Raw genomic sequence first — 15,649 nt, forward strand, 5'->3', positions numbered from 1 at the left:
ATTCCGCCGTAGGCGCGATACTGGTGCGATGCAGACTCCGGCCGTCGGACGGCATCAGGAGATCGCGCGGCTGCGTGCGGCGGTCCTGGCCGCCGCCTCGGGTGCGGGCCGGTTCGTGCTGGTCAGCGGTGCGGCCGGGATCGGCAAGTCGTGGCTGGCCGAACGCGCGGTGGAGCTGGCCGACGAGTCGGGCCTGCGGGTGGCGCGGGGCAACGCACTAGACGACGCCGGGATGCCGCCGCTGTGGCCGTGGCACCGGGCTGCCCGCGACCTGCCCGCACTCGCCGCCGCCCTGGCCACGGTCACCGAGCCCGGCGGCGGTGCGGCCGCGCGGCGATTCCGGATGTTCACCGAGGTCGCGGACGTGCTCATCGCGGCGGCCGCGGACACCGGTCTGCTGCTCGTCCTCGACGATCTGCACTGGGCCGACCCCACCTCCCTCGCGCTGCTCACCCACGTCGCCACCGAGACCGCTCGCGCCAAGCTGCTCATCGTCGGCACCGCGCGCGAACCGGCGGGCCGGACGCTGCTCGGTCACCAGTCCGACTGGCTGCGGCTGCCGCACACCCAGTCGCTGTCCGTACCAGGACTTTCCGAGCCGGAGGTGCGGTACTGGCTCGAACAGCGCGGCCGGTCCGCCGATCTCGCCGCCCGCGTGCACGACCGCACGGACGGCAATCCCCTGCTGGTCCGCCTCGTGCTGGAATCCGGTGCGGCGGAATCCGATACCGGCGACGACGCCCTGCTCTCCACCCCGGCGGTGCGCCGATTGGTGCTGGCCCAGCTCGACCGTCTCGCGCCGGCCGACGTCGACGTGCTCAGTGCCGCCAGCGTGCTCGGCGAGCGCATCGACGCCGAACTGCTGGCGCGGGTCTGCGCCACCGTGCGGGTGCCGGACGCCGTCGACGCGGCGACCGCGGCGGGGATCGTCCGCCGCTTCGGCGACGGCACCACCGGTTTCACCCACGCCCTGATCCGCGACGCGGTGTACGCGGATCTGCCGCCGTCGCGGCGCACCGCCCTGCACCGCGCCGCGGCGGAGGCGCTGACCGACCGGGGCGGGCCGGATTCCGCTGTCGCGGGCGCGATCGCGACCCATTGGCGGCAGGCGGCGGCCGGCGCGGAATCACCGGCGGGCCTGCGCTGGTCGCGCCGCGCGGCCCACGCGGCCCGGGCCGCCGCGGCCTACGAGGAGGCGATCCGCTTCGGGCAGTGGGCGATCGACGCGGCGGGCAGCACCGCGCCGGAAGCCGACCGCGCCGACCTGCTGCTCGACCTCGCCCGCGACGAGTTCGCGGCGGGCCGGATCGCCGACAGCCTCGCGCACTGCGTCCAGGCCGCCGCCCTCGCCGAGCGGGCCGCTCGCCCCGACCTGCTCGCCGAGGCGGCGCTGGTGGTCCACGGCGTCACCACGCCCACCGTGATGACCCAACTCGACCTGCTGTGCGACAACGCTTTACGTCGACTCGAACCGGGCACGCACGACGACCTGATCGCCCGGATCCTGGCCAGGCACGCCCTCTCGGCCGCCGACCGTGGCGCGGGCGCGGCGGCCAGGGCGCTGTCCGAGCAGGCCATGCGCGCCGCCGCGCACTCGACCGACCCCGATGTCACGCTCGATGCCCTCCACGCCCGGCACCTGTCGCTGGCCGCGCCCGACTATCTCGACGAACGAACCGCCTTGGCCGCCAGGGCGATCGAGATCGCGGTCGACGCCGAGCAACCGCTGGCCCAGCTCTGGGGACACGTGTGGACCGCCGACGCGAGCCTGCAACGCGGCGACCTCACCGCCTTCGACAGCGCCCTGGACCACATCGACCTGCTGGTCGAGCGCCGTCGGCTGCCGCTCGCCCGCTGGCACCTGCTGCGCCTGCGCGCCACCCGCGCCGTCCTGGTGGGCGAACTCGCCGCCGCGCTCGACTTCGACACCGCCGCCTATGAACTGGCCGTCGGCATCGGCGACTTCTCGCTGGCCGGACTGCACCACGCGTTTCGCGGGATGTACGCGGTGATCATCGGACATGTCGACCGCGCCGAGCTGACCGAAGCGGTCGCGTCGCTGGCCTTCGCCCCGAAGATCCCGATCGCGCAGCTCTTCGCGCCGCTGATGCACGCGCTCGCCGGCGATCTCGACGAAGCCAGGGCCCTGTTCGCGCCCTTCCGGGAGCTCCCCGACACACTCGAGATCGGCGCGCGCTGGGCGGGCACCGTGTTCAGTGTCGGCTTGGTGGCCGAACTGCTCGACGACGCCGAGACCGCCGATCGCGTCTACCGCGCCCTGGCCGGGCAGGAAGGGCACTACTGCGCCGACGGCACCGGCGCGCTGATCTGCGTCAGCTCGCTGGCCAGGGTCCGGGCCGACAACGCGCGCGTCGCCGGACACCTGGACGCCGCGGTCGAGCTGTACCGGCGTGGCCTGGAGATGGACACCAGGATCGGCGCGCGCCCCTTCGTCGCGCTCGGCCACCTCGGGCTGGCCCGCACCTTGCTCGCCCGCGCCGAGTTCACCGCCGCGCGCGCCGCGGCCGAACAGGCGGCCGCCGGCTTCCGCAGGCTCGGCATGACCCATCGCCTGGCCGCCGCCGACGCGCTGCTCACCCGCATCACCGCCGCCGCACGCTGCGCCGATCCACTCACCCCGCGCGAGCGCGAAGTCCGCGAGCTGGCGGCGGCGGGACTGACGAATCGCGAAATCGCCACCCGCCTCGTTCTTTCCGAACGCACCGTGGAAACCCACGTCCGCAACATCCTCGCCAAACTGGGCGTCACCAACCGGACCGAGCTCGCCCGCGACACCCGCTGACGCAGGTCATGCCCCTGACATCGTGGCCGGTACGAGGGACGATCTTGCGGTTACAGTGGCCGGGCAAGTAATGCTCGTGCTCGGAGGGGACCGGTGGTGGAACAGGTATTCCAGGTCGATTTGCGTGGTGTGGTCGACCTGCTCAGTCACCACCTGTACGGCAGTCCGCGGGTGTATGTGCGCGAGCTGATGCAGAACGCCGTCGACGCGAGCACCGCGCGCCGGGCGCTCGACCCGTCGGCGCAGCTCAGCGTGCGGATCGAGACCGCCGACCGCACCGGCGACGGCAGCATCCGCATCCACGACACCGGCATCGGGCTCACCGAGGCCGAGGTGCACACCTTCCTGGCCACCATCGGCCGCAGCGGCAAGCGCGACGATCTCGGCTTCGCCAGGCACGAGTTCCTCGGCCAGTTCGGCATCGGCCTGCTCTCGTGCTTCCTGGTCGCCGACGAGGTCACCGTGCTGACCCGCTCGGCGCGCGGCGGGCCGACGGTGCGCTGGACCGGGTTCGCCGACGGCCGCTATCGTGTCGAACCCGCCTCGCGGGAACGCGAGGAACCGGGCACCACGGTCATCCTGACGCCCCGGCGCGGCGCCGAGCAGTGGCTCACCGGCGCCACCGTCACCGAGCTGGCCGCGCTGTTCGGCAGTCTGCTGCCGTTCGAGGTCACCGTCGACGGGCACTCGGTCACCGAGCCGGAGCTGCCGTGGCGGGCCAACCACCCCACCCCCGACGACCGCACGGCCGCCCTCGCGGCCTACGCCGAGGACACCTTCGGCTTCACCCCGTTCGCCACCTTCGATCTCAGCTGTGCCGAATCCGGCGTCACCGGGGTGGCTTTCGTGCTTCCGCAGCCGGTCAACCCGGCGGCCAAGGCCGGGCACCGGGTGTACCTCAAGCGCATGCTGCTGGCCGAGAGTGTCGCCGGGCTGCTGCCCGACTGGGCCTTCTTCGTGCGCTGCGTCGTCGACACCACCGAGCTGCGGCCGACCGCCAGCCGGGAGGCACTGTACGAGGACGACCTGCTCGAATCCACCAGGGAGGTGCTCGGCGGGCAGATCAGGGACTGGCTGGTGGAGTTGTCCACCGCCGACCCGGCCGCGCTCGCCCGCTTCCTGCGCGTCCACGATCTCGGCGTGAAGGCGCTCGCCCTGCACGACGACGACATGCTCCGGCTGGTCGATCGCTGGCTGCCGGTGGAGACCAACGCCGGGCAGATCCCGCTGGCCGAGTTCCGCCGCCGGTTCGGCGGGGTCCGCTACACGCCCTCGGTGGAGGAGTTTCGCCAGCTCGGCGCGGTGGCGGCCGCCCAGGGCCTCGGCCTGGTGAACGGCGGCTACACCTACATCACCGAGATCGTGGAGCGCCTGCCCGCGCTCGACCCCGAGATCCAGGTGACGCGCCTGGACACCGCCGCCCTGGCGACCCACTTCGACCTGGTCGACCCGGCGACCGAACTGGCGCTGCGCCCGTTCCTGACGACCGCCCAGCGGGTGCTCGACCGGCTCGAATGCGAGGTCGTGCTGCGCACTTTCGATCCGCCGTCGCTGTCGGCGCTGTATCTGCTCGACCGCGACACCCAGCATCGCGCCGAACTGCGGGCCACCCGCCAGGTCGCCGACGACCTGTGGGCCGACGTCCTCGGTGCCTTCGATTCCGGCCAGGACAGCGACCGCCCGCAACTGGTGCTCAACCACCGCAATCCGCTGGTGCGCCGCATCGCCGGGCTCGCCGACGCCCGGTTGGTGACGATGGCGGTCGAGGCGCTCTACAGCCAGGCGCTGCTGCTCGGCCAGCATCCGATGCGGCCGGTCGACACCGCGCTGCTGAACAAGTCGTTCGTCGGTCTGCTCGATTGGGCAGTGCACGATCCGCAGGGAGAGCTCTGATGTCCGACACCGTCGACGACCTGTGGCGGCTGCTCGCCCAGGCGGGCAACATGCCCTACGGCGACAGCAAAGACGCACTGCTGGAACAGGTCCTGCGGCACGCCGACGCCGGCGGGCACACCGACCTCGCGTTCCGCACCCGCATGCGGTTGATCACCGCCTACGCGCAGGGCATGAGCCCGGCCAAGCTGTTCGTCCCGTTCGCCCGCTGCCTGGCCGACTACGACCGCGACCCCGGCGCCTACGAGGAGTGGGTGGCGTCCGCGCTGCGCTGGGACTTCAAGTTCGCGGTGCGCGCGATGACGAATTTCCCCGAGGTGCCCAAGGATCGGGCGTTGGCCGCGCTGGACCAGATGGAGCAGCGCTATCGGCTGGAGGGCCAGAGCCTGCACGCGGTGCACGCCTACCGGCACTATGTCGCCGAGCATCTGGGCGACCTGGCCGAGGCCGAGCGCTGGTACGAAAGGTGGTGCACCACACCGCGCGACGAGAACTCCGACTGCGCAGGCTGCGACCCCACCGGCAAGGTCGCCTGGCTGGCGATGCGGGGTCGCGATGCCGAGGCCGTCGAGCTGGCCGCCCCCGTCCTGCGCGGCGAACTGCACTGCAACGAACAGCCGCAGCTGATCCTGACCGCGTTGCTGCTGCCCTACCTGCGCACCGGCCAGCTCGACGCGGCGCGCGACGCGCACCGCCGGTCCTACCGGGTGCTGCGCACCAAACCGCAGGACCTGCGGGCCATCGCCACCCACCTCGAGTTCTGCGCGTTGTCCGGCAATCAGGCACGCGGCCTGGAACTGCTCGACCGGCATCTCGGCTGGCTCGACCGCTCGCCCAATCCGTCGGCCGCCATGGACTTCGCCGCCGCGGCCGCGCTGCTGCTGCGCACGGTGGACGACGCGGGCCACGGCGACACCGTCGTCCGGCGGCCCGCGCACCTCGAGCGGCCCGCCGCCGAATCGACCGCGCGGGACCTGCGGCAGGAGCTGACCGCCGAGGCGCTGGCGATCGCGGCCCGGTTCGACCAGCGCAACGGCACCGCGCATCAGACCGAGCAGGTGCGCGCGGTGCTGGCGCGCACGCCGATCGTCGACCGGCTGCCGCTGTCGGCCGCCGCGGCGCACCGGGCACCCGTCGAGCCCGCGCCCGCCCCGATCGCACTCCCCGCCCTGACCACGGCCGAGCTGATCGACCGGGCCGAGCTGGGCCAGGAGCGCGACGCCACCGTCGAGGTGACCGCGTTGGCCCAGCGCCTGACCGAGGCCGCCGAGCCCACCGATCCCCTGCTGGCGGGCCGGCGCGCGGCCGTTCTGGCGCGCGAGTCCGCCCGGCACGGCGACAGCAACGAGACCGAATCCCTGCTGCGCCAGGCGATCGAGCACTACACCGCCGCCGGTGACGAGGACCGCAGGCAGGGGGGTCTCGGCCGCCTCGGTGCGCACCTGTGCAGGCACGGCGATCCCGCCGAGGCGACATCGCTGCTGCGTGCCTCGCTCGCGCACCTGGGCGCGTCCGCCGATCCGGCTGTCCGGGCCGGCGCGATCCTGCGACTGTCCGGCGGTCTGCTCGACCTGTTCGACCGCGGCCTGCTGGCCGACGACGATGCCGCCGAACTCCCCGAGCTGCTCGACCGCGCCGCGGCCGAGGCAGCCGCGTCGGGCGGCGACGAGCTGATCGGCGACGTCGCCAGGCAGCGGATGTATCTGTCCGAGAACAACTCCCGCATCGACGACGCCGACGCCGCGGCGCGCACGGCGATCTCCGCCTTCCATCGGGCGAACCTGCCGTTGCGGGCCGCGACCACGCTCTACCATCTGTCCGGAATCCGCCGGTCCGCAGCGGAGTTCGACACCGCGCTCACGCTGCTCGACGAGGCGATGCCGCTGCTCGATACTGACACCCCGATCGGATTCCGGATGGCGGTCTACGCCCGCCGCGGTGATCTGCTGCTGCACCTGGACCGTGCCGCCGAGGCCGTCGGCGAGCTGCTCACCGCGATCGCGATCGGCGCGCCCGTCGACCTGCCCCAGGTCCCTTACGCGCGATGGGATCTGGCCATCGGCTACCGGTCGACCGGGCAGCTGCTCGATGCCGCCGAACAGGCCGAGTCGGCGATCCTCGCGCTGGATCGCGCCGGCGCGGGCGGCCCGGCCCGGGGCTGTCGCTACCTGCTCGCCGGTCTGCACCGCTCGCTGGGCGAGCACGATCAGGCACTCGCCGTGTACGACGCGATCATCGAATTCGACCGGGCCGTCGCCGATCTCGGTGACGAGGCCTACGTGCTCGCCGAGACCGCCGACCTGCTCGACTCGCTCGACCGCGATGCCGAGGCCGCCGAACGCTATCGCCTCGCCGCCGAGGTGGCGGCCCGGGTCGACGATCCGATCCGGGTCGCCTACTGCCGCTACAGCGCCGCGCTGTCGCTGCACTGGTCCGGGGATTCCGACGGCGCGGTGGCGGCCGTCGACGTCGCCGATGCCGCACTGGCCGAGCTCGCCGCGACCGGACCGGACGCCGATCTGCTCACCTGGCACCGGGCCCGGCTCGACCACAACGCCGCTCGAATCCTGCACTCCGCCTCTCGTTTACCCGACGCGTTGCCCCGCGCGGAAGCGGCGGCCGCCGGGTTCCGCGCGATCGAGGTCGTCGATCGGGCCGTGCGCGCCGACTACGACCAGGCGAGAATCCTGCTCGATCTCGACCGCGCCGCCGAGGCCGAGAAGGTCCTCGCGGGCGCCGTCGCCGAACTCGACGACACCCACCCGGCCTACGGCCCGCTCTCCGGCCTGCTGGCCGAAACCCGCTCCCGTCTCGGCTGATTCGAAGGACCACGCCATGCAACCGCTCGGCAGCGACGATCCACGCCAGATCGGGGCGTACCGGCTGCTCGGTGTCCTCGGCGCCGGCGGCATGGGCAAGGTGTATCTGGGCCGCAACGCGGGCGGACGCACGGTCGCGGTGAAGGTGATCCGGCCGGACCTGCTGGGCGACCCCGAATTCCGGACCCGGTTCCGCCGGGAAGTGGCCGCCGCGCGCCGGGTCGGCGGGGCGTTCACGGCGCCGGTCCTCGACGCCGATGTCGACGCCGATCCACCGTGGCTGGCCACCGGATACGTCGCCGGACTCGCGCTCTCGGACGCGGTGTCGCGGTTCGGGCCCTTCGCCGAGCCGTCGCTGCTCGCCCTCGGGCACGGGCTGGCCGAGGCGCTCGTCGCCATCCACGACGCGGGCATCGTGCATCGCGATCTGAAGCCGTCGAACGTGCTGCTGGCCGTCGACGGGCCCAAGGTGGTGGACTTCGGTATCGCGCGCGCCGTCGAGGACACCGCGCTCACCACCACCGGAAAGGTCATCGGCTCACCGGGTTTCATGTGCCCGGAGCAGGTGACCGGCGAAGCGCTCGGCCCCGCGTGCGATGTGTTCGCCCTCGGCGGCGTGCTGACCTTCGCCGCGTCGGGCCACGGCCCGTTCGGCACCGCCGAGATCGTGCAGATGCTGTGGCGCATCGTCTACGAGGAACCCCGCCTCGACGGCGTGCCTGCGCGGCTGCGTCCCCTGGTCGCCGCCTGCGTCGCCAAGGACCCCGCCGCCCGCCCGACTCCGCGGCAAGTTCTCGCCGAGTTCGCCGCCATCGGTCTGCCCGAGCGCACGGGTTGGCTACCACCGGCGGTCCTCGAAGACGTCAGCAGGCGCGCGGTCGCCCTGCTTGACCTCGATTCCGGCCCGGTCGACGGCCCTGCCGGTCCCAGCACGCCACCTCACCCGTCTCGGTCGAACACCAGTAGTCAGGCATTCTTGCCCGGCTCCACGGGTTCCGGTGGGCAGACACCGGTGCCAGGTGCCGCTGCGAACTTCAGCGGACCGGCATCGTCGCCCGGAAAGGCGGCAGGCTTCGACGGTCAAACGCCGCCGCCCGGCTCCGGAGCGGGGTTCACCGGGACTCCACCGCTGTCCGGCACTGCGACGGGCTTCGGTCGGCGCACGTCCTTTGCCGACAGCGGCGGGCCGAAACAGTCGGGCTACGCGACTGTCAGCGGGCCGGCCGGTGACATCACCGGTGGTACCCACGCGCCTTGGCAGGCACCGCCTGCCCGCTCGCGCCGAGGGCGCAACGCTCTGGTGGCCGCGGCGGTGGTCGTAGCGCTGGCGGTGGCCGGGGGTGCGTTCCTGATCGGCGTCCAGCTGCGCGGTCAATCGGACGGCAATAGCGTGGCGAACTCGACGTCGATCTCCACCGGCACCGAAGACTCCGAGCTCCCGCCCGCCACCGGAGCGGCGGTGTCGACGGTCCCCGCCGCGTTCGTGGGGAGCTGGCAGGGGCAGGCCACCGACGGGCCGGTGCGCTTCGACATCACCCTCACCATCAACGACGGCAAGGTCGGGCAGAAGGTAGCCACCGCGTCGAATACCGGCACGCTCTCCGGCGAGCGCTGCGAGCGCTCGGAAACCCTGGTCGAGGCCACCACCGACGGCCTCGTCTTCCGGGCGAAACTCACCGGCAAGAGCGCGAGTGGCTGTGTGGACGACGGTGCGACCTCGACGGTCACCCTCGGCTCGGACGGCACCCTCACCTACCGCACGCCGGGGCTGCTCGGTGGCACCATCACCGGGTTTCTGCGCAAGTCCTGACCACGCGCGATGACGATTGCCGACCAGTTGCCGACCACCTCGAAACGGGATCGAAACGGCGAACCGGGCACCCCGCGCGGCTGGTGGTGGTTCACTACCACCACGAGCTTGTCTGGACCTCCGACCAACACATCACCCCTGGTGATGCCGATCTCAACTTTCCAGCCGTTGCTATCTGGGTCACTACTATGCCAGACTCTCGTCCCACACTGTGAAGCCGTCCGGTCTCACAATGTCCGGAAAGGGAGTGGGTTGAGCGAGCGGCAAGAGCGCGAAGTTGCCACCCTCCCGACGGCTGCGCGGAAATCAGCCCCAGTCCACCAGCGTGAGCGCGGCGGCGGTCAGCAGATCGACCAGTTCGCCGACCGGCGGACGCGACTCCCGCAGCAGCCATTCGTGCGCGACGCCGTTGACCGCGCCGGTCAGCAAGCCCGTGGTGAGCTCCGCGTCGCCGCGCAGCCGCACCCCCTTGGCGGCCAGCGCCGTCTCGATCAGCGCCGACCAGGCGTGCCTGCGGGCGCGGCGATGGTTCTCCATCCGGTCGCTGACTCCGACGACCTCGATCAGCGCCACCTGTGCGCGGTACGGGTCGGAGCCGAGCGATTCCAGGTACGCGGCCAGTCCGCTGCGCAGCGCCGGCTCCGGTTCGGTGTGCTCGACCACCGCGGCGACGACCGCGGCCGCGGCGTCGTCCTGGATGCGGTCGTAGGCGGCGATGAGCACGTCCTCGCGAGTCTCGAACTCCTCGTAGAACTGCCGCTTGGACAGTCCCGCCGCCGCGCACACCTCGGCGAGCGAGCACGTCGGGTACCCGCGTTCGGCGAAGATTCGCGTCGCTGCTTCCAGGAACCGCTGGCGCCGTTCGGCTTTACGCGCGACGACTGTACGACCCCCATACCGTCTGTCCGCTGTAGTCACCTCTCCAATGTATCTGAAACCCCGGATCACACTTACATTTCCGGGCTGCTCCAACCAATCCCCACAAAGAAGGACGGCTGACCAGTGCTGCGCACCCGAGGCTCGCGGACCGCATTGTCCGCTCTCGTACTAGCGGTGAGTGCCTCACTCGCCGCACCTGCATCGACCATGGCTGCCCCGCGGCCTGCGGCTCAGCCGAGCGTCCCGGCGATCGCGGAGAACGTTCCCTCCGAGACGCTGGCCGCGCTGGCACCGTCGATCGTAAGCGCCGTCTCCGCGCCGGCCCCCATCGCCGACGGCGCGCAGGCCGCGATCCTGGCTCAGGCGCGCGTGCTGCTCGCCACGCCCGGCATTCCCGCGCAGGTCAAGGCGACCCTCGAGAAGGTCATCACCTTCCTCGACGGCAGCGGCGGTGGCGGCCCCGAGCTCCCGCCGTCCGACGGCCCGCGGATCGCGCAGTTCCTGTACCCGACCATCGGCAAGGGCTGCATCGGCCCGACCTCCGATTCCGTCGGCACCGCGCTGGCCGTACCCGGCCCGGCCGAGCTGCCGCCGCCCGGGCCCGCCGCGGGCCAGACCGGTTTCGTCTTCACCGCGCTGGGTACCAAAACGCCTACCGTCGCGCAGAACCCGCCGATGACGGTGCAGTGGGTCAACCTGGACAACCGGCGCACGGGCACCCAGCCGCTCACCACCGCGGCCGGGATCAACCCGGACGGGCCGGCCACCCTGTCCGCCATCGCCGACACCGGCTCGGGCCGGGTCGCCGCGGTGATCACCGGTTCGCTCACCACGACCACCGCCGACGGTGACCGGACCTGCTCGTTCGCCCCGACCCTCGGGTTCTTCTCCGTCGCCTGAGCCGACGCCACGTATTGGAGTTTCGTTCAATGAAGTTTGCCGTCCCCGGCTTGGTCAGTGGCCTGGCCGGCGCGATCCTCGGGGTGATTGCCGTGCTCGGCATCACCGCGGGCGCGCAACAGAATTCGATCCCCGCCCCCGAGACGACCGCTGATCCCGGTTCGTCGGTGCTGGGCAACGTGCAGTACGGAAGCCGATGAGCAACGGGCGCAGGCTCATCGCCTGCATTCTCGTCGGGCTCGGCGCGCTACTGCTCGCCGCCGCCGTCATGATCCCCACCTACACCGTGGACAAGGTCGCCAAGACCCCGCTGGATCTGCGGATCACCACCGTCGCCAAGAGCGTTCCCGGCGAGGAAAGCCTGGTACTGGACGCGAAGTCGCTGACCTCGCCCGAGGGCGCGGCCAAGATCGACAAGAACGTCCCCGTGGTCTCGCAGCGCTTCCTGACCGTCGAGGAGCCCTCGGGCGCCGACGAGATGACGGTCCAGGCCGGCCAGACCCTGCGTCGCGACGACCGCGACGGCGACACCGGCATCCTCACCGCCTCCATCGACCGGGTCACCATCGACCGCGTCACCGGCGAGCCGGTCGCCACCTCGCCCAACGGTTCCCTCGCGGTCACCGTCGACAAGTCGGGCGCCTCGGTGGCCGACGCGCTGACCCGTCAGGGTCTGCAGTACCGCTTCCCGATCGGCACCGAGAAGAAGTCCTACCCGTACTTCGACACCAACGCCCGCGCCACCCGGCCCATCGACTTCGTCGAGGAGTCCGAGATCAACGGCGTCCCGGTCTACCACTTCCGGCAGTCCATCCCGGTGACGAACATGAACGACGTGGTGCCCGCCGCGACCAACAAGCTCACCCTCCCCGCCGCCAAGTGGGGCCTCGAGGGCGACGAGCCGGTCACCATGACCCGCTTCTACACCAACACCCGTGACCTGTGGGTGGAGCCGAAGACCGGCGCGGTCCTCAAGGGCGGCGAGCAGATCCACCTGTTCTACGGCCGCAGCGCCAACCAGATCGACGTCACCGCGCTGAAGTCGCACCTGGTCTTCGACGAGGAGACCATCGACGCCCAGATGGCCGTCACCCAGAAGAGCCTCGACAAGCTCGACCTGTTCGGCAAGACCCTGCCGATCATCCTGGGCATCCTCGGCGCGATCCTGCTCATCGCCGGCGCCGTCCTCGGCGTCCTGAGCGCGGGCGGCTCCGCCGCCCGGCGCACCTACGACCCGCCCACCGAACAACTCCGCACCACGAACCTCTAGCTCGGTTCCCCTGCACAACGAAGCCTCCCCGGACCCCTCCGGGGAGGCTTCGTTGTCTCACGGCCCGCACGCGGACCAGTCCGGCCGGTTCAGCAGGCCCTGACAGCGAGTCCGCACCGGCAACGCGCCATGGCGTCCACCACCAGCGGTGCGAAGCTCTCCGACAGCAGCCCGATCGTCTGCAACATGGGGATGTCGCCGGCCTCGGGCGCCGTCTCTAGCAGTGCCAGCCCGGTGGTCACCGCGCAGCGATCGGTGCCCCGCCGGATGAGCCACCGGCCGGTCGCACGGGCCCGTTCGGCATCGACGCGCTGTCCCGCGGCGACCACATGCTCGTTCCGGAACAGCGGCACGAACACCTGGTGACACGCGTCGGCCAGCTCGGCGGGCGCGCGGCCGGGGTCCGGATGTTCGCCGTCAGTGAACCGTGGCACGGGTCGGAACAAACCGGTACCCGACTGGGTTGAGTGAGCAAAGCTCAACTTTGGAAGGGTCGATATGACTACAGCTCAGAACCTGCCGGTGCTGTTCCTCACCGATCCGATCGTGCTGCCGGGCATGGTCGTGCCCATCGAATTGGACGAATCCGCGCAGGCCGCCATCGACGCCGCGCAGGCCGGGAAGACCGGCGCTGTGCTCGTCGCGCCCCGCCTCGACGAGGGGTACGCGTCCTACGGCGTCGTGGCCACGATCGAGCAGGTCGGACGGATGCGCGGCGGCGCGCCCGCCGCCGTGCTCAAGGCCGAGCGCAGGGCGCGGATCGGGCACGGCGTGACCGGGCCGGGCGCCGCCCTGTGGGTGGAGGCCGAACTCGTCGAGGAGCCCGCTCCCGACGCGCGCACCACCGAGCTCGCCGCCGAATACAAGAAGCTGGTCGTCGCGGTGCTCCAGCGGCGCGAGGCGTGGCAGATCATCGACATCGTCAATCAGCTCGACAAGCCCGAAGCCATCGCCGACACGGCGGGCTACGCGCCGTACCTGACCAACGACCAGAAGCGCGAACTACTCGAGACCCCCGAGGTCGCCGCTCGCCTGACCAAGCAGATCGAGTGGATCAAGGACCACATCGCCGAGGTCGAGGTCACCGACAAGATCTCCGAGGACGTCCGCGAGGGCATGGAGAAGAGCCAGCGCGAGTTCCTGCTCCGCCAGCAGCTCAACGCCATCCGCAAGGAGCTCGGCGAGGACGAACCCGACGGCGCCGACGACTACCGCACCCGCGTGGAGAACGCCGACCTGCCCGAGAACGTGCGCGCCGAGGCGCTGCGCGAGGTCGGCAGGCTCGAGCGGGCCAGCGATCAGAGCCCGGAATCGGGCTGGATCCGCACCTGGCTCGACACCGTCCTGGACCTGCCGTGGACGGTGAAAACCGAGGACAGCACCGATGTCTCGGCCGCGCGCGCCGTGCTCGACGCCGATCACCACGGTCTGGACGAGGTGAAGGACCGCATGGTCGAGTACCTGGCCGTGCGTGCGCGCCGGGCCGCGCGTGGTCTGGAGGTCGTCGGCGGACGTGGCTCGGGTGCCGTGCTCGTGCTGGTCGGTCCGCCCGGTGTCGGCAAGACCTCGCTGGGTGAGTCGGTCGCGAAGGCGCTGGGCCGCAAGTTCGTTCGCGTCGCCCTGGGCGGCGTGCGCGACGAGGCCGAGATCCGTGGCCATCGGCGCACCTACGTGGGCGCGCTGCCCGGCCGGATCGTGCGTGCGGTGAAGGAGGCGGGGTCGATGAATCCCGTCGTCCTGCTGGACGAGATCGACAAGGTCGGCTCCGACTTCCGCGGCGACCCGGCGGCGGCGCTGCTCGAGGTCCTCGACCCCGCGCAGAACCACACCTTCCGCGATCACTACCTCGACCTGGACCTCGACCTGTCGAACGTCCTGTTCATCGCGACCGCCAACGTCATGGACACCATTCCCGGCCCCCTGCTGGACCGCATGGAGCTCATCACCGTCGACGGCTACACCGAGGCCGACAAGGTGGCCATCGCCCGCGACTTCCTGGTGCCCCGGCAGCTGGAACGCAACGCGCTGACCGCCGAGGAGGTCTCGATCACCGACGCGGCGCTGCGCGAGATCGCGGCGAACTACACCAGGGAAGCCGGTGTGCGCCAGATGGAGCGGCTGGTGGCGAAGGCCCTGCGCAAGGCGGCGACCCGCCTGGTCACCGGCGATGCCGCCGACGAGAACACCCTGGTCGACAAGGGCGCGCTGGGCGAGGGCGCCGTGCTCGGGTACGACCCGGGGCTCGGCTACGACAACGTCATCGATATCGAGTCCGGTCCGCAGCCGGCCGGTCAGCTGACGAGTCTCGTGGTCGACGTCGAGAACCTGACCGACTACCTCGGCCGTCCCCGCTTCACCCCGGACTCGGTGGAACGCACCGCCGTCCCCGGCGTGGCGACGGGCCTGGCGGTCACCGGCGCCGGCGGCGATGTGCTCTACATCGAGGCCAACGCCGCCGAGGGCGAGCGCGCCCTGACCCTGACCGGTCAGCTGGGCGATGTCATGAAGGAATCGGCGCAGATCGCGCTGACCTACGTGCGCTCGCACCTCGAGGAGATCGGCATCGAGCCGAAGGTCCTGGACCGCAACATCCACATCCACTTCCCGGCGGGTGCGGTGCCCAAGGACGGACCGTCGGCGGGCGTCACCATGGTGACCGCCCTGGTGTCGCTGGCGCTGGGCCGTCAGGTGCGCGGTGATGTCGGCATGACCGGCGAGGTCACGCTGAACGGGCGGGTGCTGCCGATCGGTGGCGTGAAGCAGAAGCTGCTCGCCGCCCAGCGCGCCGGGCTGAAGACCGTCTTCATCCCGGCCCGCAACGAACCGGACCTCGACGAGGTCCCGGCCGAGGTGCTGGCCGCCCTGGATGTCCGCCCCGTCGCCGACGTGGCCGAGATCCTGGCCTACGCCATCGAGCCGATCGCCGAACCGGCCGCCGACGGCAGCTTCGCCGTCAGCGCCTGACCCACCACCGAACGGGCCGCGCACAACCCTGTGCGCGGCCCGTTCGGTGTCTAGCGCAAGCCCAGTTTCCGCATCAACGCCCGGTCCAGGTCCCTCGACTCGCTGCCCGCCGGCGACCCCTTGAATCCGCCGAGTCGTTCAGGGGCGATGGTGAAGACGCGTTGTTCGTGGCCGCACAGCGGTCTCATCGGCTGACGGTCGGTGGCAGCGCGGGTGCCTGTTCGGGCGCCGGGGTGACGATGGCCAGTTGGTCGGTGACGTAGCTGTCCTGGTCGTCGGTGTCGTCGTCCTCGTCGTCGAACTCGGTGTCC

10 protein-coding genes are annotated in these 15,649 nt (G+C 71.5%); 8 read left to right on the forward strand and 2 right to left on the reverse strand.

Annotated features, from left to right (window positions below; all coding sequences use genetic code 11):
* Nucleotides 1-28 precede the first annotated feature (28 nt).
* From ACIO52_RS11210 to ACIO52_RS11225, 4 genes are all read left to right on the forward strand, one after another.
* Complete coding sequence (locus ACIO52_RS11210) at nucleotides 29-2,803, forward strand: ATP-binding protein (protein WP_402643290.1); 2,775 nt, start codon at nucleotides 29-31, stop codon at nucleotides 2,801-2,803.
* Between the two features lie 93 nt (nucleotides 2,804-2,896).
* Nucleotides 2,897-4,696 (forward strand): HSP90 family protein, encoded by a 1,800-nt coding sequence (locus ACIO52_RS11215; RefSeq protein WP_308248470.1) that lies wholly within the window; start codon nucleotides 2,897-2,899, stop codon nucleotides 4,694-4,696.
* On the forward strand, nucleotides 4,696-7,515 hold the full coding sequence (locus tag ACIO52_RS11220; RefSeq protein ID WP_402643293.1) for a hypothetical protein: 2,820 nt from the start codon (nucleotides 4,696-4,698) through the stop codon (nucleotides 7,513-7,515). Before ACIO52_RS11215 ends, ACIO52_RS11220 begins: the two co-directional genes overlap by 1 nt.
* Nucleotides 7,516-7,531: 16 nt before the next feature.
* A complete protein-coding gene (locus tag ACIO52_RS11225) occupies nucleotides 7,532-9,325 on the forward strand; it encodes a protein kinase (RefSeq protein WP_402643295.1) in 1,794 nt (597 codons plus the stop codon).
* 306 nt (nucleotides 9,326-9,631) lie between these two features.
* Here ACIO52_RS11225 and ACIO52_RS11230 read toward each other — a convergent pair whose 3' ends face one another.
* Nucleotides 9,632-10,243, reverse strand: a complete 612-nt coding sequence (locus ACIO52_RS11230; protein WP_218718355.1) for a TetR/AcrR family transcriptional regulator — start codon at nucleotides 10,241-10,243, stop codon at nucleotides 9,632-9,634.
* An 84-nt stretch (nucleotides 10,244-10,327) separates the two neighbouring features.
* On the opposite strand from ACIO52_RS11230, the gene ACIO52_RS11235 reads away from it, so the two are divergent.
* From ACIO52_RS11235 to ACIO52_RS11245, 3 genes are read left to right on the forward strand one after another with little or no spacing between them, the layout of a single operon-like run.
* Nucleotides 10,328-11,104 (forward strand): hypothetical protein, encoded by a 777-nt coding sequence (locus ACIO52_RS11235; RefSeq protein ID WP_218718356.1) that lies wholly within the window; start codon nucleotides 10,328-10,330, stop codon nucleotides 11,102-11,104.
* A 29-nt stretch (nucleotides 11,105-11,133) separates the two neighbouring features.
* Complete coding sequence (locus ACIO52_RS11240; RefSeq protein ID WP_218718357.1) at nucleotides 11,134-11,304, forward strand: DUF2613 domain-containing protein; 171 nt, start codon at nucleotides 11,134-11,136, stop codon at nucleotides 11,302-11,304.
* On the forward strand, nucleotides 11,301-12,374 hold the full coding sequence (locus ACIO52_RS11245; RefSeq protein WP_218718358.1) for a DUF3068 domain-containing protein: 1,074 nt from the start codon (nucleotides 11,301-11,303) through the stop codon (nucleotides 12,372-12,374). The genes ACIO52_RS11240 and ACIO52_RS11245 overlap by 4 nt, the downstream gene beginning before the upstream one ends.
* A gap of 89 nt (nucleotides 12,375-12,463) precedes the next feature.
* Here the strand turns inward: ACIO52_RS11245 and ACIO52_RS11250 are convergent, their stop codons facing one another.
* On the reverse strand, nucleotides 12,464-12,808 hold the full coding sequence (locus tag ACIO52_RS11250) for a hypothetical protein (RefSeq protein ID WP_402643299.1): 345 nt from the start codon (nucleotides 12,806-12,808) through the stop codon (nucleotides 12,464-12,466).
* Between the two features lie 64 nt (nucleotides 12,809-12,872).
* Between ACIO52_RS11250 and lon the strand changes: the two genes are divergently transcribed.
* Nucleotides 12,873-15,338 (forward strand): endopeptidase La, encoded by a 2,466-nt coding sequence (gene lon / locus ACIO52_RS11255; RefSeq protein WP_218718360.1) that lies wholly within the window; start codon nucleotides 12,873-12,875, stop codon nucleotides 15,336-15,338.
* Nucleotides 15,339-15,649 lie beyond the last annotated feature (311 nt).

The sequence above is a fragment of the Nocardia sp. NPDC087230 genome, from assembly GCF_044744725.1.
Taxonomy (GTDB): domain Bacteria; phylum Actinomycetota; class Actinomycetes; order Mycobacteriales; family Mycobacteriaceae; genus Nocardia; species Nocardia canadensis.